This window comes from Mucilaginibacter xinganensis, from assembly GCF_002257585.1.
In the GTDB taxonomy this organism is placed as follows: domain Bacteria; phylum Bacteroidota; class Bacteroidia; order Sphingobacteriales; family Sphingobacteriaceae; genus Mucilaginibacter; species Mucilaginibacter xinganensis.
Genome location: NZ_CP022743.1, coordinates 3,614,260 through 3,633,870, shown reverse-complemented (window position 1 = coordinate 3,633,870; position 19,611 = coordinate 3,614,260). Strand labels below are relative to the sequence as shown.

Here is a 19,611-nt window from a genome sequence, read left to right as displayed (position 1 = left end):
TTTAAAATAGTTGATAATTAACAGGATATTGAATATAATTGTAATAAAAATTAACTATTGCGAAATCTTTTAACCTTTAAGACTAAATGAAGACACTCGGAAAAAAAATCAGGTTACTACGCCACCAGAAAGGATGGAGCCAGGAAGATGTAGCTAAAAGATTGGATATTTCTATTCCGGCTTTTTCGAAAATTGAAACAGGAATTACTGATATCAATTTATCAAGGTTAGAACAGATAGCTACGCTGTTTGAAATGACGGTAGTTCAGTTACTTACGTTTACCGATTCAGAGCAGGATCAAAAAGCGATTAATGAATTGGAGACCATTAACAAAAAATTAATGGATCGCGAAACAGAAGTTATCGATTTACAAAAAAAGGTCATTGAATTATTTGAAGAGTTAAGGCATAACCGGGTAACCGCCTGATATTAAATTATAGAAAATCAGCGGTGATTTACCTGAATTGACTGTAATGAATAGCTGCGTTAATTGTAAGGGAACATTACCTGATGTGTGCAATGCAACAATATCAGGTGCTTTGGGAGATTACTCAAATATATAACGCATCGTTAAATGTCGTTTGCCAAATTGTGCTCCCATAGCCTTGTGCATGGCAATCATTTTATCGTTAAAATCGCCAACCCAGGATAATTCAAGTTCGGTGTACTGATTTAAAGGTAAAACATATTCTCCCAGCGTTATGAATAGCGCAGACTCTACACCATGGTTCTGAAATTTTTGTTTGGTCCCCATCACAACTGCCCGCATCCGAGACACCCCTTTCCATTTATTATATAGAAATTTAAGTTTGCCAACCAGGTTGAGCTTGCCCTTTAAAGACTTTATCATTGGGTTTGCGTCAGGCAGGATGATCATAAACGCCGCGGGTTCATTATTAATATACGCAAACCAGATCAGGTTTTCGTCCATAATGGCTTTCATTTTTTTAAAGCTTTCGGCAATGGTTGCATGTGTGATCGGGACAAAATTTTCAAAATCTTTCCATGCATCGTTATAAATCTCCATAAAATCGGCTGCAAACTTTTCAATTTCACCTGCTTTTAAGTGTTTAAATTCATATCCCGGCTTTTGTGTAACCCATTTTGCTATTTTGTAAAATCGTTCAGGGAATGGCTTTAAAATATCTAAATGGTTAGTTATTTGCGCATAAAGTGTTTTAAAGCCATAGTTTTCAAAAAGTGCCTGGTAATAGGGCGGATTATAATTCATCCCGTAGGAGGGAGGGATAAATCCTTCAACCAACAGTCCCCAGAAATTATCATTTTCACCAAAGTTTATCGGCCCGTCCATGGCCTGCATTCCATTCTGCTTCAACCACGTCTTAGCGGTATCAAACAATAAAAATGCAGCCTCCTTATTGTTTATACATTCAAAGAAGCCCATACCGCCGGTTGGTTGGTCGTAATTATAGGCTTTTTTATTATTTATAAAAGCCGCCACGCGACCGATTAATTTCCCGTCAGCATCGGTAAGTACCCAGCGGGTGCATTTTCCATCTTTATGAAAATTGTTTTTAGCCGGATCAAAAACCGCCTCAATATCGTTATCAAGCGGGCAAACCCAGATTGGGTCGTTTTTATAAATTATCCTGGCGGTATCTAAAAATGTTTTTTTTGTGGCTTTATCCTTTACTTCAGTTATAATCATAGGTGTATTTTGCCTGAAAACGGCTAATATAAAAAAAAGCATCCGCAGGCATGGCCCGGATGCTTTAAAGTAGTTTTTATTTTTTAAAGATCAATAATCGTCGTCGTCATCGTCATCCCCATAACTTTCAAACCCTAAGTCGTCTAAAGGGCCATCAAAGTCATCGTCATCATCATCTACCTTTTTCTTGGGTTTCTGATCAAGCGTGCTATCATCATCTTCTTCTTCCTCGCCCGTGTTTTCAACTTTTTTAGTTACAGGTTTTTTTGGAGTTCCCATTGCCATGATTTTTTAGTAAAACTTTTTTCATTAATAATTGCGCCTAAGCACAAATAAACATATTCGGTTGGTTGTATTTCTTAGTAAAAATAATCAAAATCATTTTCATTAAAAACAGCAAATTCAAAAAAAATATTTTTGTTTTGTTTATAAGGGAATTGCGGATTTTTATTCCGATTGTTCGCCAATGGAAACGGTATTATCGGTAAAATCTTTCATTTGAGGCAATTCACTAATGCTATTTATGCCAAAATAATCCATGAAAAGACTGCTGGTACCATACAGTATGGGCTTGCCTAACGCTTCTGATTTGCCTACAATGGCAATCAATTCTTTCTCCAGTAACTTTTGAATGGAGTAGTCGCAGTTTACCCCACGAATTTGTTCAATATCGGGTTTGGTTACCGGTTGTTTGTAGGCGATAATAGCGAGTGTTTCCAGGGCGGCCTGGCTCAGTTTCTTTTTTGAGCGCTGCGCCTGAAGGAGGCTGATTACCTGGTGGTAGTCTTTTTTTGTTAAAAATTGATAGCCGTTGCTTATTTTAACTATCTCAATGGCAAATTGCTTATCGTTGTATTTATCAGTAATATTTTGGATGCACCTGTTTATTTCATCCTCACTAAAATCCTGGTTAAAAGCTGATTGCAGGCAGTAAAGGATCTCCTCGGTACGGATGCTTTGTTCAGATGCGAATATAAGTGCTTCTATATACTGTTCGATGTTGTCCATTTCAAGCCCGAAAGTAGTGAAAAGTCCGGATGTGCGGAAGCCGCTAAAGGCCGAAATACACGCTAAAGGTAAAAAATCATAGTATCTGCTTAGCAACGGACTAAAGTGCTTGTTAAAAAGTAAAGTCCGTAAGCAAAAGTGCTTTCTACTTTCGGACTTTACTACCTTTCGGGTTCCATTAATAATTTATCACCTGCTCTTCAATAGCGGTCGGAATTTCGCGCCAGTCGTACTTTTGGGTACGTAACTGCGGTTCAAAACCGGCTTCTTTTATTGATTCCTGGATGCCCTTTGCTGTAAAGCGGTGGGGGGCGCCAGCAGCAGAAACTACATTTTCTTCTATCATTATTGATCCAAAATCATTTGCACCGGCATGCAGACATAATTGTGCTACCTGTTTACCTACCGTTAACCATGACGCCTGGATGTTTTTGATATTTGGCAGCATGATGCGGCTTAGCGCTATCATACGGATATATTCGTCGCCCGTAACGTTATTGGTAATGCCTCTCACTTTACGCAGCAAAGTGCCGTCGTCCTGGAAAGGCCATGGGATAAAGGCAACAAAGCCATAAGCGCCTTCAGGTTTTTCCGACTGTACCTCGCGGATCCATACCAGGTGTTCAAAGCGTTCTTCAATGGTTTCAATATGGCCAAACATCATAGTTGCAGAGCTCGGCAGGTTAAGTTGGTGGGCTGCGCGCATCACGTCCAGCCATTCCCTACCACCGCATTTGCCTTTGCTGATCAGCCGGCGTACGCGGTCGTTCAATATTTCAGCACCAGCGCCCGGTAATGAATCTAAGCCTGCGGCCTGCAATTCTCTTAAAACATCAATGTGGCTCATGCCCTCCAGTTTGGCAACGTGGGCAATTTCCGGCGGACCTAACGAGTGCAGTTTTAGCGTTGGATATAGTTCTTTAAGCTGTCTGAAAGTATCGGCATAAAATTTTAGTCCCAGATCAGGGTGATGCCCGCCCTGTAACAACAACTGATCGCCACCATAGCGGAAGGTTTCTTCTATTTTTTGCTTGTAGGTTTCAATGTCAGTTATGTAGCTATCCTCGTGACCGGGGCGGCGGAAAAAGTTGCAAAACTTGCAATTGGCTATACAAACATTTGTGGTGTTCACATTCCGGTCTATCTGCCAGGTAACTTTGCCATGTGGCACCTGGATCTTGCGCAGCTCGTTGGCTGTGTACATCAAATCGGCGGTGGAGGCATTTTTATAAAGAAAAACCCCTTCTTCCTGGGTCAAAAAATCAAACCGCAAAGCGCGTTGCAACAGATCGGCTGTGTTCATACACAAATATACTAATAGACACGAACCTGCACGAATTTATGCGAATTTCACGAATTAATTAACACAGAGTTGACGAATCAGCGTTGCGCTTTTAAATTCATTGAATTTGGTTTAATTAGCGAAAATCAGCATTGTTTCCCTTTATCCAGCCTCAAAACCTTCGTTACACTATCCGGAATTTCATGCTGATAGTGAGTTACATAGATCAGTGTAACATTGCTGAGTCTGCAAATGGTATCAACCAGGGTTTTAAAGTGATGTTGCTGGTGTTCATCTAGACCCTGGCAGGGTTCGTCAAAAATAAGGAGGTCGGGGTTTTTTGTCAGTGCACGGGCCAGCAGGCATAGACGTTGAGCGCTAGCAGGGATGTTTTTTAAGAGTACGCGTGCATATTTCTCTATCTCCAGGGCTTTCATCCAGCGTAAAGCGGTATCGGCTTTCGCTTTTTGTGATGGACGGAATAAGCCCAGCGTATCATAATACCCGGATTCTATAACCTGCAAACAGCTGTTATCAGTAGGGAAATACTGGTGCAGTTCGGGCGATACGAAACCAATTTTGCTTTTTATATCCCAAATGCTCTCGCCGGTGCCGCGTTTTTTATCAAATAAAACTAGATCATTTGCATAAGCTTGCGGATTATCCGCATTTATTAAACTAAGCAGGGTTGACTTACCAGCCCCGTTTGGCCCGAGCAGTGCCCATCTTTCGCCGGGTACAATTTGCCAGTCTATTTGATTTAAAATAACTTTATCACCATACTTTATAAACACATTATCCATTTTAACAATATGCTTATAGGTTATTTTCGCCGTTTTTGGGTTTAATAAGGTTTTAAGCTCTTCGTTGTCAATTACATCGGTATCATCCTGCATAAACCAAGCAGGTTTAAACTCATCTTTATTAAGGCTTTTAATTATTGCACCCTCCTGCAAAATGGCAACATTGGTTATTGCATCCGGAATTTCATAAGGTGACGTGGCCATAATAACTGTTATTCCAGATTGAATGATCTCATCTATTATGGAGTTAAAATCCTTGCGCGTCTGCACATCCAGCCCGGTTAGCGGACTATCAAGCAATAACAAAACCGGCGATTTCAATAAAGCTGCTGCGAGCATCAGTCTTTTGGTTTCTCCGTTTGATAGCTTGATGATCTGTTTGCTCAATAACTCAGCAAGCTTTAACAGCCCGGTTGTTTTTTCAAATGTCCAATAGCCAGCCTGCCGCAAAACGGGCGTTACCGCGCGAAGATATTCTTCAACAGTAAGAGTGTCTTCTGAGTCTGACGAATTATAACGTTGCTGGTAGTAAAAGTCGGCTGTGTTCGAAAGGTTCTTAAAGTGGTGTTTGGGTTCAACAAGCGCCATCAGCTTATGATGGGTAAGTTGTGCGTCGGCATTTTCGGCATGGCTTTTAAACTCCTCAAAAAAATGCCACTCAATTTCTCCTGCGGTAATATTAAACCTGCCCGCTATGGTATGCAGCAGTGCACTTTTCCCTGATCCGCTTTTCCCTATTAGTGCACAGTTTTCGCCTTTGTTAACTGAAAAGTTTAAACCTGTAAAAAGTATATTATTTAAAAACCGTACGGTTGCGTTGTTTATTGAAATTAAAGATTGCTTCATTTGCCAGTTGTTGCCGGTAAAATTAAATATCTATCCGGATAAGCCGGAAATTAATTGGATAGGCGAGTGCGGAAAACTATGTAAAAACAAAAACGCCCGGCTATTGCTAACCAGGCGTTTCTGCTTTTAGAAAAAATGAGATTACATTTTTTTCTTAGTAGTATCAGTCATTTTTTTAGCTGAATCAACCATTTTCTTAGCTGTATCAACCATTTTCTTAGCTGTATCAGTCATTTTAGCTGAGTCCATTTTAGCTGAGTCCATTTTAGCTGAATCAGCAGCAGCTGAATCAGATTTACCTTTACAAGCTGCGAAAGAAACTGCAATAACTAAGGCTAAAGCGCCCATTTTGAATGAATTTTTCATGTTAATTTTCTTTTTAAGTGATTAAATAGTTTAACCTTAATACCAGTAAAAGCAAAAGGTAACCCATGAATTAAAAAAAAATCAAGGATTACCTTTTAACAGATAAAAAACTAAAAAATTAACAGAAAAATCAGTTAAGATTATTTCTTTTTAGTAGTATCTTTTTTAGTGGTGTCAACTTTAACAACTGTGTCTTTCTTTACAGTAGAATCAACTTTAACAGTAGAGTCAACTTTAACAGTTGTATCACCACCATCTTTTTTTGCACTACCACCACAAGCAGCAGCAGAAACAGCAATTACTAAAGCAACGAAACCTAATTTGAATGAATTTTTCATTTTTTTTATATTTAAATGTGAGTGTTTGTACTATTAATACTGCAACCTTGAAAAGGTAACCCAAAAAAATAAAATAAAAAATATAAAATCTATAGTTATTGTAGCTTTATCAAAATCAACGTTTCTTTTACGGGCTGATTAGCTAATGCAATCTTTGTTTTTGGCCTTTTTATGATGGTTTCTTCCGCTGTTTTGTTGGTGATCTTTTGGATTGCTGTACCGATCTTCCCGTCAGCTATGCGGTTGCAGGTTTTAATGCTCAATGTTCAGTTGGTTTTTTAAATGTGTGGGCCGTGACCGTGTAATACAGCGAATAGATTTAATGTTTTGTACTACAATTGTTTAGCCGGGTTACCCGGCAACTAAATCGCATAATGCGCGCCAATCAACTACCTTTAGAGAAAATTATTTAGTTTTATTTTTTTTTTATCAATAATGGGTTACAATTTCGCATAAATAGTATTAAGTAGTGAGTAAAGAGTTAAACGGCGGGGTACCAACAGATAGTGAAGTTATCCTTGGGATCCTTAATAATTCGGAAAGTGTATTGAAAAGGCTGTATTTGGCCTATTTTCCGATGATATTACAACTGGTGATTAATAACAACGGCAATGCTGATGATGCTAAAGACATTTATCAGGAAGCCATAATTGTTCTTTATAATAAAGTTAAGACGGGTGATTTTGAATTAAGCAGTAAGCTTAAAACTTATATCTATTCTATTTGCAGGCGGCTTTGGCTTAAAAGGCTTACGCAAATGAACAGGTATGGTGGCGATATTAAAGATTTCCAGGAGTATTTGTCAGTTGATGATGAAACGGAAAAAAATAATGAGCGCGATATCCAGTTTAATAAAATGGGTAATGCCCTGCAGTTATTGGGCGAACCCTGTAAAACTATTATAGAAGATTTTTATATCAATAACAGGTCGATGCAGGAGATCTGTGAAAATTTTGGTTACACTAACGCAGACAATGCAAAGACCCAAAAATATAAATGCCTGCAACGGCTGAAGAAATTATTTTTTCAGCAAAAATAAGGAGAGCAAAGCGATGAGCGAGAATAACCAGTTAACCGAGACAATTGAACGTTATCTTAATGGCGAGATGACCAAGGCTGAGCGTACCGCTTTCGAAAAAATCCGGAGCGAGGACCCTGCTGTAAATAATAAGGTAGCCGAGCATAAGCATTTCACTAACCTGATTAAGCAGTATGGCGAGCGCCTGGAACTTGAGAACCGTTTGAATGCCATTCATGACGAAATAGATGTTCATGCATTAGAAGAAGAGCTGATGATCCACCCTTCGTGGATTGTACAAATGTGGCGAAACCACCATTCAAAAATTTCAGTAGCTGCTTCTATTGCCATATTTGCGGTATTGTGCACCTTGTTTTTTACCGGCTATTTAAACAACAGGGAATCAAACTACCTGCAATTAAGGGGGGAGATCAATAAGATCAACCGCGCTACCAACCAGTTGAAAACTCAGGTTAATAGCCTTAATCCGCCGCACACCAAAATGGTTAACCCGGGTAATTTTAGGGGAACAGGCTTTGCGATCTCTTCAAACGGATATATTGTTACTGATAATCATGTAATTAGCGGTGCCGACTCTGTTTACGTTCAGGGTACTGATGGTAAAGCATACCGTACTAAGGTAATTTATACCGAACCACAATCAGATATTGCTATTTTGGAGATTACCGATCCGTCTTTCAAAACATTGGGTACCATACCTTATGCATTTAAGAAAGCGGAAACCGATATCGGGGAAAATGTATTCACTATTGGTTTTCCGCGTGATGCTATGGTTTTAGGCCCTGGTTACTTAACTGCGAGCACTGGTTTTAAAGGAGATACCACACAATATCAAATATCGGCTCCTCTTGATTTTGGTCACAGTGGTGGCCCGTTGTTTGACAGTAAGGGGAATATCATTGGCATTGTTAACGCTAAACAAAGCCACGTAGAAGGTGCAGCCTTTGCTGTTAAATCAAGCTATTTACTGAAAGCGATAAAAGATATTCCTGCTGATTCGCTAAACAAAACGTTGAATATAAATAACAAAAATGTACTTGCAGGTTTAAGCCGGGTACAGCAGATTAAAAAATTGCAGAACTGCATTTTCCTTGTTAGGGTTTATAATCAATAAAGATCCCAAAAAACTATCTATATAGTTCAGGGCGCTTTGAGTAATCAAAGCGCCCTGTTTTTTTGCTCCATTTTATCTGACGGGATGATTTAAAGGGTTTTTTATATCTGCAAATTGCGGAGGCTACCTGTCTACCTCGCCCAAAACAAAGTCGATAGAGCCTACAATAGCTATCAGGTCGGCTATCATTACCCCTTTAGCAATTTCGGGCAATACAGACAGGTTATTAAAACTTGGCGCCCGTGCTTTTACCCGGGTAGGGATCTCGGAGCGTCCATCAGCCATAAAATAAAAACCAAGTTCGCCCTTTGCCCCTTCACATCTTACATAATAGTCCTGTGCTTTTGGGGTTATCTTTCTCGGCATTTTTGAGCGCGGATCAAAATCGGGGGTGCGTTTTAATTCATTTTGCAGCCGGCTGAGGCATTGTTCAATCATTTTAAGGGATTGTTCAATTTCATCAACGCGTACCTTGTAGCGGTCCCAGCAATCGCCCACGGTGCCCATAGCACCTTTGCCTACCGGTATTTCAAATTCAAGTTCGGGATAAACAGAATAATTGTCAATGCGGCGGAGGTCCCACTTAAGGCCTGATCCGCGCAGCATCGGGCCAGAGCATCCGTAGTTAATGGCTACATCGAGCGGCAGCACGCCAACATTAGCTGTACGGCTTATAAATACCTGGTTATCGGTTAAAAGCTGGTTAAGTTCAGCCATTTTGGGCTTAAAATAGGTTACAAACTCGCTGCAACGCTCTTCAAAACCAACGGGCAGATCGTAAAATAAACCCCCAACCCAAATGTAGTTGTACAGCATCCGCGATCCAGAGGCCCATTCCAGCATTCCCATAATATGCTCCCTGTCTCTAAAACACCATAAAAAAGGCGTGAACGCTCCAATATCAATACCATAAGTGCCAATAGCTATCAGGTGTGATGCAATGCGGTTCAGTTCGCACACCAGTACCCGGATGTACTCAACGCGTTTCGGAATGTCTTTATCTATTCCCATCATTCGCTCAACACCCATAACAAAAGCATGGCTGTTGTTCATCGATGCCAGGTAATCAAGCCTGTCGGTAAACGGAATGGTTTGCTGGTAGGTTAATGATTCTGCATGTTTTTCAAAGCAGCGGTGTAAATACCCAATATGCGGGATGACTTCCTTTACGATCTCGCCGTCAGTTATCAGCTCGAGCCGCAATACACCATGTGTTGACGGGTGTTGCGGCCCCATGTTCAATACCATGTCTTCGGTGGCTGCACTAGCTATCTTTTGATAGTAATTATTTAAAGCGGCGTCGTATTTTGGATGAGTGGTCAATTTAATTTCGGATGTTCGGTGTCGGATTTATTCCGGTTCCAAATTTAGGAAATTCCTATTCAAATGGTCGTATTTAATTACTGGTCGGGAACATTATTAAATAAAAAACGCCCGCAGCTATTTAACCGCGGGCGACTGATAAACTATAATTACTGACCCCGAATTGGAACTTTCGAAATCAAACTATATTATTTTTAAGCCCAGCTTTCCTTCATTTTGCTGCCCTGGGTGGCCAGCCATGCGTAACTATACATAGCAACTGCTTTTGCTTTACTCTGGCGGCTTTTAAACGTCCATACATCTTTCATAAATTCTTTATGGTTTTTGCTGTCGAGCGTATCAAAGGCCACAGATATGGTTGGCGTTAAGGAGTAGGCAGTATGCCATAACCCGAACGGAATAAACAGTGTTTCGCCGGGGCCCACCGTAAAATTAATGGGTGTGGCATGCTTATATTTTGGAAACTTTTCAAAATCAGGCTCAAAAACATTTAATTCTGAACGCCACGGATCCTCAGGACGGGGATAAAGAAACTCATCCTGCCCGCGCGGGAAAACGGTAAAGCGTTTTTCACCATATAGCTGTGTAATCCATGAATTTAAATGGTAGTAATCGATATGTAAATAAGGGAATTTACCACCCGGGCCGCCAACAAACAGTTCGGTTGCGCCGCCCCATTTGCCTATTTTGAACATCTTATTTTTTAGCCAGTTTGATGTGGCATAATTCAGGTCCAACGGATCGAGCAGTGGCATTAACTCTGGCAATGTGCCCGGAATATCAAATATTATAGGGTAGGGGGCAGGTTTTTCAACGGTGCTGGTTTCAACCATATCCATTATGTCCTTCATTTTGTAGGAGGTTCCCCTGCAATCTGTTTCCCTGTCGGGATAATTTTCTCTGAACCAATCGGGCGTAAAAAGCCCGTTAGCCTTCCAAACCTTTGACGCATTAGTAAAAACCAGCGGAATGCCCGGCTTATAATGCTCTTCCATAAATTCTTCGTAGGAAATATTATCTCTTCTTATAATTTCCATTGTGCCATATCAGTTTAGTTGATCACTAAGATTGTAATGGCTTTTACGTGAAAGAAATTAAAAGGTTATGGTTAGTTATTAGAGACCAGTGGTGAGAGATTAGGTGATAGCAGCAACGACAGCATGTTAAAGAAGGTCTGACAGCAGGGAATAACAATGTAATTATTTAACATTTATAAGCCAGCCGAAACTAATCGCTTAATCTATCTTAATTCCCTTGTAATATTCTGCTGTTTTGTAATCCTTCCGCAGGGGGAAGCCTTCCCAATCGTCGGGTAGCAGGATGCGGCGAAGGTCGGGATGGCCTTCAAAAAATATGCCGGTGAGGTCGTAAGCTTCGCGTTCATGCCAGTCGGCGGTGCGGTAAACTGACGTAATGCTTGGGAAGGTTGGCAAATCGTTCAGGTCGCGGTTGTTCTCCACACTAGCTTTAAGGGTTAACTGTGTTTGAAAGGGGATAGATGCCAGGTGATATACAACACCAAAGCGTTTAGCTTCGATACCATAGTCAACCCCGGTTAAACTGCTTAAAAAATCAAAGTAAGTGTTTGCATTGTTGCGCAGTTCCAGGCAAACCCCGGTAATTTGCCCGGGGGCAATAAGCAGGGCGGGCTGCAGCCCGCCTGTTTCTTCGCCAACAATTACTTCAGCGCCAAATTTTTCAATAAGTAATAACTTAATCTCTTCAAAGATCATGGTGCTAAACGTACTTTTTTCCAGCTTTTGCTATCCATTTTTTTGTAAACTATCCTGTCGTGCAGGCGGCTCTCGCGGCCCTGCCAAAACTCTATCACCTGGGGCTTAACAATATACCCGCCCCAAAACGAAGGCTTAGGCACTTCTTTTTCGTTATATTCTGCAGCTGTTTCTTCCCATTTTTTTTCTAAAACATCACGGCTGTCAATTTCCTGGCTTTGCGGGGAAACCACCGCACCAATCTGGCTGTTTTTTGGACGCGAATGAAAATATTTTTCAGACTCTTCCTTACTTACCTTCTCCAATGTGCCTTCAATGCGCACCTGGCGTTCCATGGAAGGCCAGAAAAATGTTAGGGCACAAACAGGGTTCTTGGTGATCTCTTTGCCTTTGCGGCTCAGGTAATTGGTGAAAAAAACGAAACCACCATTATAAACACCTTTCAGTAAAACAATCCGGGCAGAGGGGCGGCCATCATGGGTTGCCGTAGAAAGCGTCATGGCATTTTGTTCGGGAAGGTTTAATTCCTGTGCCTCGCTAAACCACGCCTCAAACTGTTTTATTGGGTCGGCTTTGGTGCTGTTTTCTGATAACGACGCGACGGTGTATTCTTCCCTCGTGTTCTGTAATTTTTCATGATCCATCACTGCAAACTTACAAATTAAAAAACAGAACAAAGTGGCAGAAAGCCGCTGTAAAAAATCATGACAATAAAATAATGTTAAGGAGAACTTTCTTTGAGAATTTATCGTTAATAAAGTTGAATTTAAACCGGATTTGTTTAAGCTTGATGATTGACTTCGCGGTTCACGCCTCTTTTTCAAACACTGAACATATTTTTGTAATAGTTGTTAAAAGAATAAATTTATAGTTATGCTAAACTCTATACCGGCTGCCGCAGGACGATTACTTATATCGGAGCCCTTTATGATGGACCCCAACTTTAAGCGGGCTGTCATTATCCTTACAGAATACTCCGCAGGCGGTGCCATGGGTTTCATTTTAAACCATGCAAGTGAATATTTACTGGGTGACATTATGCCTGAGCTATCCTACTCCGAAATTCCTGTATTTGTTGGAGGGCCGGTAGCAGGCAATACGCTGCACTTTATACACCGTTGTCCTGAGAAAATTGCGGACGGCATTGAATTAGCCGAAGGTATATTTTCGGGTGGTGATTTTGAAGCTGTGAAAGAATTGATAACCAATTACCAGCTAAACGCCGATGAAATTAGGTTCTTTACAGGCTACTCCGGCTGGACACCCGGGCAACTGGACGATGAAATTACCGGCGACAGCTGGATTGTAGCTAACAACCTAAATGTGGATACCCTGTTTTCAGACAACGAAGAAACCCTTTGGCGCGAAGTAGTGATAGGCCTGGGACAGCGATATGCACATATTGCTAATTTTCCCGAAAATCCTGCTCTTAATTAGTTGGGAATTAGAGACCAGAGCTTGGAGACTAGAGATTAGGAAAAATCTTACATAGGATTCAACAAATCTCTAGTCTCTACCCTCCATTTCTTTTGCAGACTCTTCCACCTTTTTCTTCAAATCATCTTTAAAAGCGATCAGGTTTTTGACAATCTGCTCATCGGCGGTTGAAATGATCTGCGCGGCTAAGATCCCTGCGTTTTTTGCGGCATTAAGGGCTACCGTCGCAACCGGGATGCCGTTTGGCATTTGAAGGATAGAGAGAATAGAATCCCAGCCGTCAATTGAATTGCTTGATTTTACAGGGACGCCAATAACGGGCAAATGCGTTAACGACGCCACCATGCCAGGTAAATGCGCCGCGCCGCCTGCGCCTGCTATTATTACTTTTAATCCCCGTCCTGCTGCTTCGCGGGCATAGGTAAACATCCTGTCAGGTGTGCGGTGGGCTGATACTACGGTAATTTCATAGTCAACGCCTAATTCTTTTAATACATCTGCAGCATCCTGCATAACATGAAGGTCAGACTTGCTGCCCATTATAATGCCTACTTTGGGGTGATTCATAGTTAATGGTTGATGGTTCATAGCCGAAAGTTGTGAAGTAGTCGGCCTATCACCGGTATAAATCTATTTTATTAAAAACTCTTTTGATTAATTGTGGCTATAAATTCTTACCCTGAACTATGAACCATCAACTACTTAACTTATCACTTTCAGTGTCGCCTGCACAAACCTTGCCTTTTCAATCGCTTTTTCCCTGTCGGCATCAATAATGGTTACATGCCCCATTTTGCGGAATGGTTTGGTGAGCGCTTTTCCGTATAAATGTACATAAACGCCCGGGCATTTTAGTACCTTTTCAATGCCTTCATACACGGCAGGGCCCTCATATCCGGCTTCACCTAATACGTTTACCATAATGGCATTATTAAGGCAGGCGGTATCGCCCAGGGGCTGGTTAAATATCGCCCTTAAATGCTGCTCAAATTGTGAAACTACATTACCTTCAATACTCTGGTGCCCGCTGTTGTGCGGCCTTGGCGCAAGCTCATTAACCAGTATTTTGCCGTGTTTGTCTAAAAACATCTCAACTGCCAACAAGCCTACAATTTTCAGGTCCTCTGCAATCTTAACAGCTATTTGTGCTGCATCCTGCTGTATTTCAAAAGGCAGGGTTGATGGCGAAATTAAAAATTCAACCAGGTTAACCTGTGGGTTAAATTCCATTTCAACCAGCGGGAAGGTCTTTACCTCGCCGTTTTCACTGCGGGCTACAATTATGCCTATTTCTTTTTCAAAATCAATCCAGCGTTCAATCAGGCTGGGCTCGGTAAATGCTTTTTCCAGGTATGATTCATCAATAACCTTATAAACGCCCCTGCCATCATAACCATCTCTTCTCAATTTTTGAATATATGGAAAAGGGATGTGGCTTTCTTTTAACTGCGCTGCTGATGAGATCACCTGGAACTCGGCGGTAGGGATATTGTTTTCCTTAAAAAACTGTTTCTGCAGTCCCTTATCCTGTATAAGCCTGATAACCCGGGGCTGCGGATAAACTAAAACGCCTTCTTTTTCCAGTTGTTCCAGCGCATCAACATTTACTTTTTCAATTTCAATGGTCAGCATGTCAACTTTTTTGCCAAAGTTGTACACGGTTTCATAATCATTTAGTGATCCGACTACAAATTCGTCGCAAAGTTTGCGGCAAGGAGCTTCCCGGTCGGGATCAAGCACCTTTATTGTTACGTTGTAATTTATTGCCTGCTGTATAAGCATGCGCCCAAGCTGGCCGCCGCCTAAAATTCCTAGTTTAAGGTCTCCGTAAAATGCTTTCATTATAATGGTGCAAGTTTAGCCTAAATCTTTCAAAAAGCCTAAATGATATGGTAACGGATTAATAACTTATCCATTCTTTTTAACCAGTTTATAATAGAAAATGGCGTGGATAATAAAAAAGACAACGCCGGTTAAGATATAAAATATGGTATCAACGCTGTTTAAGGGCAAAGTAAAATTGGTTAAAATAAAAGCCAATGGCCCCGAAAAGTATAAAAACAGGCGAAAAACCGGCTTCATCCAGATGGAAGGGTACGCCAGGAACAACGCGGGCAGGGCCATCATCAGTAATATACCGTTCAGGTAAAACGCGCCTACCATTATCAACTGCACAGCGTGGCCGTAGTCGGCGCCTTTGCGGGTTATGCCATAATAGGCACTGAAGATCGCTATCGAAATAATGAGCGATAAAATAAATGTTTTGAAAAGATTTAACAGGATTGTTTTACCCATAGTTGATAAAATAAAAAAACAAATTTCATGATTTTTGTTGAGGTATAAAGGGGTGGATATAAAAAATAAAATGGCGGATAGGGTATTATAAGTTTGCTGTCATCAAAGCAGTATTAAGCTGCGGTTCCGGCAACGTAAGCGGTTAGAAACCCATATATTTGCCCAGTATTAACGATAAAAGTTCTTTATAATGAAAACTAAAATAGCCGTAGCTAACGGCGATGGTATAGGGCCTGAAATAATGAAGGCCGTGCTTCGGGTTTTTGAAGCAAACAACGTTCCCCTTGAGTATGAATTTGTTGAAATGGGGAAATCATATTTTGATGCCGGACACTCCACCGGGATGACAACTGCCGCTAAAGAAACTATAGAAAACCTCGGCATCCTGTTTAAAGGGCCTATGGAGACCCCAAAAGGAAAAGGTGTTAAAAGTATAAACGTTACCGCCCGCAAGGTTTGGAATACTTATGCCAACCAGCGCGATTTCAGAACACTCAAAGGGGTTGAAACTGTTTTTTCAAAAGCCGGTATCCCTATCAATCTTACCATCATCCGCGAAAATATTGAAGATACTTATGGCGGCATAGAGCATTTGTTGACCTATGATGTTGCCGTGGGCCGGCGGATAATTACCCGGCCAGGTTCGGCACAGGTGATCCGTTATGCTTTTGAAATGGCTAAACGAAAAGGCTATACCAAACTGGCTTGCGCCCACAAGGCCAATATCATGAAACTTACCGACGGGCTTTTCCTGGAAACGTTCCTGGAAATAGCAAAAGAGTACCCGGAGATTCAATCGTCGGATATTATTGTTGACGACCTTTGTATGAAGCTGGTTACCCAGCCGCAAAATTTCCAGGCTATTGTTTTAACAAACCTGCAAGGCGATATTGTGTCAGACCTGTGCGCAGGTTTAGTTGGCGGCCTTGGTTTTGCGCCATCGGCTAATATTGGCGATAATATTTCCATTTTTGAGGCTGTACACGGTACAGCGCCCGATATTACGGGCAAAGGCATAGCTAACCCAACCGCTTTAATGCTGTCGGGCATATTGATGCTGCGTTACATGGGCTTTACAGAAAATGCTGCCACCATTGAAAATGCCTTGCTTTACACTTTGGAACAAGGGGTACATACCGGTGATTTTGGCGACAAGTTGAAACCATCGGTTGACACCAGCGGTTTTGCTGATGCGGTTATTTCGAATTTGGGCATGATCCCTGCCGACGGCGGTGTTGTAGCCCAGGCTAATATGCAGTTGAAAGCCAATGCCCATCACCACACCCTCACAAAAAATAAGCTGACGGTTACAAAAGGTATTAAGGAAGAAATGGTTGGGGTAGATGTGTTTGTGGAAGCCGGTAACCTGCAGCCTGCTGAACTGGCGGCTTTAGCCAAAAAGCGCTTAACTGATAACTTTGATGTGGTGATGATCTCTAACAGGGGTACGCAGGTTTGGCCGACAGGTTCCATATTTACAGAGCTGGTTAATGAGTACCGGGTGCGTTTTGAGAAGAAAGCGGGTAAAGAGGTTAGCCAAAAGGAGTTGCTTCACATAGCCGCCGCCTTTTCTGAAGATGTTAAGGTATGCTCAGTTGAGTTCCTGATGAAATTTGGTGGTAAGATAGGTTATACGCTGGCCCAGGGGCAATAAGCAAAATTTCCAAAATATATAAATATGCGGTTTGACGATAATTAAGATATCGTCAAACCTTTTTTTCAATGCCTTTATTATGCTGATACCCACCCGCATTTTTGCCACAGGTACGCTCAATAAAGTGTTTTTATGCTGATGATCTTATGGCATACGTTGTAAGTAAGTGCCTCAAACAGGTTGTCAGTAAAAAAATCTTCGGCACTATCGCCCAACTGCCAGCGCCGCCAGGGTATTCGCATGCCGCCAAATAACCCCCGCAGACATTTATCTAAATAGCTGGTTAATAGCTTCTTTTGAGTCATAGGATTACTACCATCAAATATTTAAGGAAATAAACCTATTTAGCCCGGATAAAAGTGGCAAAATGGGAGGTGTAATTTGCTGGTTTGGTTAAAAAAGGGAGAAATAGGTTCATTTTAACTTATTGTTTATTAATTGTTTGTACGCGTTTTTTTATTTCTTTAAAACTATACAGTGTGATTTATGGTTATAACTACTGAATTAATTAAAGCATGGCATTAATAAAGATGCCGGGTAACAATGCTAACTAATAACCATTAATAAATTATTTAACATGAAAAAATCGTTTTTAATTATAGCAGCAGCTATATCAATAGGATTGGTATCAAATAATGTATTTGCGCAAACGCAACCAACGCAGCCAAAGCCGATGCCAACACAGCCGGCTCCAACGCAACCTGCGCCTACGCAGCCCGCACCAACGCCTGCACAGCCTCCGCAAACAACTACACAGCCACCTGCAACCGCTACCCCGGGTGCAAAGGCCGATTCAGTGAAAGATATTCAGGCTACATTAGCCAACGTAGCAGACCTTTCAACATTGGTGGGTGCAATTAAGGCAGCAAATTTAGATGCTACTTTACAGGGTGCTGGCCCGTTCACAGTATTTGCGCCGGGTAATGCTGCATTTGCTGCCCTGCCTAAAGCAAAGCTTGATAGCCTGATGAAAGATCCCACTAAACTGGCAGCATTGGTAAAAGGCCATGTAATTGCCGGTAAGTTTGATAAGGCCGCAATTATTAAAGCCCTTACTAACGCTACCAAAACGGCGACATTGAAAACTGTCGACGGGCAAACCATTACCATTGCTGTAGTGGATAAAAAATTGCAGCTTAAGGATGCACAAGGCAATACTGCCGAAGTAACTTCATTTGATACGCCTGCATCCAACGGCGTAATCCATGGAATCAACGGTGTGTTGATGACTAAATAATAATTGTAAGCTTCAAAGAAAAGCCCGGTACTGTGCAACAGTCCGGGCTTTATAATTGAAACCCTATTGGTATGCTAAAATTATATTACAGGATTTGGGCTGATGCCATCATTTCTCAAAAGAAAAATAAAGCCGGGAACACCAGCTGGCAGCTTTATACGCTGGTACCTATTTCGGCACTGCAGGGAATTAATTTGCTCACGATATTTTACTGGCTGCGAATAATTGTGAGCCGCCAATTGTTGTTGGCTATGCCGGTGAATATTTTTAATGCCCATCCATTAAATAGTTTCATATCCGTATTGGTCACCTTCTTTATTCCATTTGCTATTTTGAATTACCTGGCTGTTTTTAGTAACGAAAGGTATAAGCAGGTTATAGAAACTTATGGATCACAACAGGGAAAGTTATATAAGAAGTATGCACTAATTTCAATCGGCCTGCTAATTATCCCGGTGGTAATTAAAGTGATGTTTTTCGAATGATACTATTTCATGTATGCATCGAGAAAAACAAAAATACTTTTACGAATATACGCGTGTCAAACATTGCCCTCCTGACGCTATGACGGGCCGCCTGTGCACAATGGCTAATCGTGACCTGGATGAAGCCTTTTGTTTACATTGCCTCCGGTTTAACCAACAAGATATCTATTAATCTCTAAATTTATATTTGGTACTCATTCACAATAAAAATACCGCATTGCTGGTTACCTGGCAAGCGGTATTTTGTTTTTAAAATAATATTACAACATAGCGTTTTGGCTACCTAAACGCTGGGCACGAGTAGGCCTGTACGCTTTTAGCCGACCCGTCATACTCGCGCCAGAATGCGCGCTACTTGTTAATAAATGACTTATACTTTGAATGTTTCAAAATAAATTTTCCTTTGTAGAGCCATTTGTAAAAAGGGTAAAAAAACGTATGTGATTTAATAAATTGCACGTCATTATACTTTAATAAGTACGTAATTGAAAAAATCAACTTATCCTTAAAAAAATATTCAGTAGTCTCATAATCGCCTTTTAGACAATTTAAATATATATCCTTAAAATAATTTATATCTGAATTTATATCAAAGTATAAATTATTTTCACCAACCCATAGACTGACGTGATCTTTTAAAATGTTTAAAATAACAATTGTATCTGAATCCATTTTATGAACTAAATAAATTGTCATAAGTTGCCCATCAGCTTCAACAGAACTTTCATTACTTAAGGTATTTTCATCAATCTGGTTAAGTAACATTTCAATATTGTCCAATATCCAAGATTGAAATTTGGATTTATTTGAATTTCTTTTTAATTTATCAATATCTAACATTATTTTTTCTAACAAATCTAAATGGATTAAATGAATTATCTGAATATCCTTTCCAATCTAATGGATTTAAAAAAGCGTGTAAATTGAAGGAAGATGTTGCTACGTTTATATGCGGCACTTTTTTTATAGCCCCCGCAATAT

24 protein-coding genes are annotated in these 19,611 nt (G+C 40.8%); 7 read left to right on the top strand and 17 right to left on the bottom strand.

The window, feature by feature from the left end; genetic code table 11:
- The first annotated feature begins 86 nt into the window (after window positions 1–86).
- Window positions 87–428, top strand: coding sequence for a helix-turn-helix domain-containing protein (locus tag MuYL_RS15935; protein WP_094571508.1), 342 nt, complete (start codon window positions 87–89; stop codon window positions 426–428).
- Between the two features lie 120 nt (window positions 429–548).
- On the opposite strand, the gene MuYL_RS15930 is transcribed toward MuYL_RS15935, so the two are convergent.
- The 8 genes from MuYL_RS15930 to MuYL_RS23275 all read right to left on the bottom strand — a co-directional run bounded on the left by MuYL_RS15930 (window position 549) and on the right by MuYL_RS23275 (window position 6,576).
- Window positions 549–1,670: an N-acetyltransferase gene (locus MuYL_RS15930; protein WP_094572983.1), complete on the bottom strand. Its 1,122-nt coding sequence runs from the start codon at window positions 1,668–1,670 to the stop codon at window positions 549–551.
- A gap of 90 nt (window positions 1,671–1,760) precedes the next feature.
- Entirely contained in the window at window positions 1,761–1,949 is a 189-nt protein-coding gene (locus MuYL_RS15925) for a hypothetical protein (RefSeq protein ID WP_094572982.1), read from the bottom strand.
- A gap of 168 nt (window positions 1,950–2,117) precedes the next feature.
- Window positions 2,118–2,678, bottom strand: a complete 561-nt coding sequence (gene scpB / locus MuYL_RS15920) for an SMC-Scp complex subunit ScpB (RefSeq protein WP_094571507.1) — start codon at window positions 2,676–2,678, stop codon at window positions 2,118–2,120.
- A 178-nt stretch (window positions 2,679–2,856) separates the two neighbouring features.
- On the bottom strand, window positions 2,857–3,981 hold the full coding sequence (locus MuYL_RS15915) for a CofH family radical SAM protein (protein WP_094571506.1): 1,125 nt from the start codon (window positions 3,979–3,981) through the stop codon (window positions 2,857–2,859).
- 125 nt (window positions 3,982–4,106) lie between these two features.
- A complete protein-coding gene (locus MuYL_RS15910) occupies window positions 4,107–5,609 on the bottom strand; it encodes an ATP-binding cassette domain-containing protein (RefSeq protein ID WP_094571505.1) in 1,503 nt (500 codons plus the stop codon).
- Between the two features lie 141 nt (window positions 5,610–5,750).
- Window positions 5,751–5,975: a hypothetical protein gene (locus MuYL_RS15905; protein WP_094571504.1), complete on the bottom strand. Its 225-nt coding sequence runs from the start codon at window positions 5,973–5,975 to the stop codon at window positions 5,751–5,753.
- Window positions 5,976–6,115: 140 nt separating this feature from the next.
- The gene (locus tag MuYL_RS15900; RefSeq protein ID WP_094571503.1) at window positions 6,116–6,313 is read right to left on the bottom strand and encodes a hypothetical protein; all 198 of its coding nucleotides are present in this window, start codon (window positions 6,311–6,313) and stop codon (window positions 6,116–6,118) included.
- Between the two features lie 95 nt (window positions 6,314–6,408).
- Window positions 6,409–6,576, bottom strand: coding sequence for a hypothetical protein (locus MuYL_RS23275; protein ID WP_157740893.1), 168 nt, complete (start codon window positions 6,574–6,576; stop codon window positions 6,409–6,411).
- Between the two features lie 206 nt (window positions 6,577–6,782).
- On the opposite strand from MuYL_RS23275, the gene MuYL_RS15895 reads away from it, so the two are divergent.
- Together MuYL_RS15895 and MuYL_RS15890 are read left to right on the top strand one after the other, a co-directional pair.
- Window positions 6,783–7,352 carry an RNA polymerase sigma factor gene (locus tag MuYL_RS15895; protein ID WP_094571502.1) on the top strand — a complete coding sequence of 190 codons (570 nt, stop codon included), beginning with the start codon at window positions 6,783–6,785 and terminating at the stop codon, window positions 7,350–7,352.
- A gap of 13 nt (window positions 7,353–7,365) precedes the next feature.
- Window positions 7,366–8,466: a S1C family serine protease gene (locus tag MuYL_RS15890; RefSeq protein WP_094571501.1), complete on the top strand. Its 1,101-nt coding sequence runs from the start codon at window positions 7,366–7,368 to the stop codon at window positions 8,464–8,466.
- Window positions 8,467–8,589: 123 nt separating this feature from the next.
- Here the strand turns inward: MuYL_RS15890 and MuYL_RS15885 are convergent, their stop codons facing one another.
- The 4 genes from MuYL_RS15885 to pdxH form a co-directional block, all read right to left on the bottom strand.
- Window positions 8,590–9,714, bottom strand: a complete 1,125-nt coding sequence (locus MuYL_RS15885; RefSeq protein WP_094572981.1) for an NADH-quinone oxidoreductase subunit D — start codon at window positions 9,712–9,714, stop codon at window positions 8,590–8,592.
- Between the two features lie 269 nt (window positions 9,715–9,983).
- A complete protein-coding gene (locus tag MuYL_RS15880; RefSeq protein WP_094571500.1) occupies window positions 9,984–10,826 on the bottom strand; it encodes a cupin-like domain-containing protein in 843 nt (280 codons plus the stop codon).
- Window positions 10,827–11,024: 198 nt separating this feature from the next.
- On the bottom strand, window positions 11,025–11,522 hold the full coding sequence (locus MuYL_RS15875; RefSeq protein WP_094571499.1) for an NADH-quinone oxidoreductase subunit C: 498 nt from the start codon (window positions 11,520–11,522) through the stop codon (window positions 11,025–11,027).
- Complete coding sequence (gene pdxH / locus MuYL_RS15870; protein ID WP_094571498.1) at window positions 11,519–12,166, bottom strand: pyridoxamine 5'-phosphate oxidase; 648 nt, start codon at window positions 12,164–12,166, stop codon at window positions 11,519–11,521. The genes MuYL_RS15875 and pdxH overlap by 4 nt, the downstream gene beginning before the upstream one ends.
- A 229-nt stretch (window positions 12,167–12,395) precedes the next feature.
- Between pdxH and MuYL_RS15865 the strand changes: the two genes are divergently transcribed.
- Complete coding sequence (locus MuYL_RS15865) at window positions 12,396–12,959, top strand: YqgE/AlgH family protein (protein ID WP_094571497.1); 564 nt, start codon at window positions 12,396–12,398, stop codon at window positions 12,957–12,959.
- A gap of 69 nt (window positions 12,960–13,028) precedes the next feature.
- Here the strand turns inward: MuYL_RS15865 and purE are convergent, their stop codons facing one another.
- The 3 genes from purE to MuYL_RS15850 all read right to left on the bottom strand — a co-directional run bounded on the left by purE (window position 13,029) and on the right by MuYL_RS15850 (window position 15,254).
- A complete protein-coding gene (gene purE, locus MuYL_RS15860; RefSeq protein WP_094571496.1) occupies window positions 13,029–13,526 on the bottom strand; it encodes a 5-(carboxyamino)imidazole ribonucleotide mutase in 498 nt (165 codons plus the stop codon).
- A gap of 135 nt (window positions 13,527–13,661) precedes the next feature.
- A complete protein-coding gene (locus MuYL_RS15855; protein ID WP_170309757.1) occupies window positions 13,662–14,801 on the bottom strand; it encodes a 5-(carboxyamino)imidazole ribonucleotide synthase in 1,140 nt (379 codons plus the stop codon).
- Between the two features lie 66 nt (window positions 14,802–14,867).
- Window positions 14,868–15,254, bottom strand: coding sequence for a hypothetical protein (locus MuYL_RS15850; RefSeq protein ID WP_094571494.1), 387 nt, complete (start codon window positions 15,252–15,254; stop codon window positions 14,868–14,870).
- A 190-nt stretch (window positions 15,255–15,444) separates the two neighbouring features.
- Here MuYL_RS15850 and MuYL_RS15845 point away from each other — a divergent pair, with 190 nt between their 5' ends.
- Window positions 15,445–16,908: an isocitrate/isopropylmalate family dehydrogenase gene (locus MuYL_RS15845; protein ID WP_094571493.1), complete on the top strand. Its 1,464-nt coding sequence runs from the start codon at window positions 15,445–15,447 to the stop codon at window positions 16,906–16,908.
- A gap of 116 nt (window positions 16,909–17,024) precedes the next feature.
- Here the strand turns inward: MuYL_RS15845 and MuYL_RS15840 are convergent, their stop codons facing one another.
- Window positions 17,025–17,213, bottom strand: coding sequence for a hypothetical protein (locus MuYL_RS15840; RefSeq protein ID WP_094571492.1), 189 nt, complete (start codon window positions 17,211–17,213; stop codon window positions 17,025–17,027).
- A gap of 272 nt (window positions 17,214–17,485) precedes the next feature.
- On the opposite strand from MuYL_RS15840, the gene MuYL_RS15835 reads away from it, so the two are divergent.
- Both MuYL_RS15835 and MuYL_RS15830 read left to right on the top strand, forming a co-directional pair.
- A complete protein-coding gene (locus MuYL_RS15835) occupies window positions 17,486–18,145 on the top strand; it encodes a fasciclin domain-containing protein (RefSeq protein ID WP_211710164.1) in 660 nt (219 codons plus the stop codon).
- 71 nt (window positions 18,146–18,216) lie between these two features.
- Window positions 18,217–18,630 (top strand): hypothetical protein, encoded by a 414-nt coding sequence (locus tag MuYL_RS15830; RefSeq protein ID WP_094571491.1) that lies wholly within the window; start codon window positions 18,217–18,219, stop codon window positions 18,628–18,630.
- Window positions 18,631–18,981: 351 nt separating this feature from the next.
- Here MuYL_RS15830 and MuYL_RS15825 read toward each other — a convergent pair whose 3' ends face one another.
- Window positions 18,982–19,485, bottom strand: a complete 504-nt coding sequence (locus tag MuYL_RS15825) for a hypothetical protein (RefSeq protein ID WP_157740891.1) — start codon at window positions 19,483–19,485, stop codon at window positions 18,982–18,984.
- Window positions 19,486–19,611 lie beyond the last annotated feature (126 nt).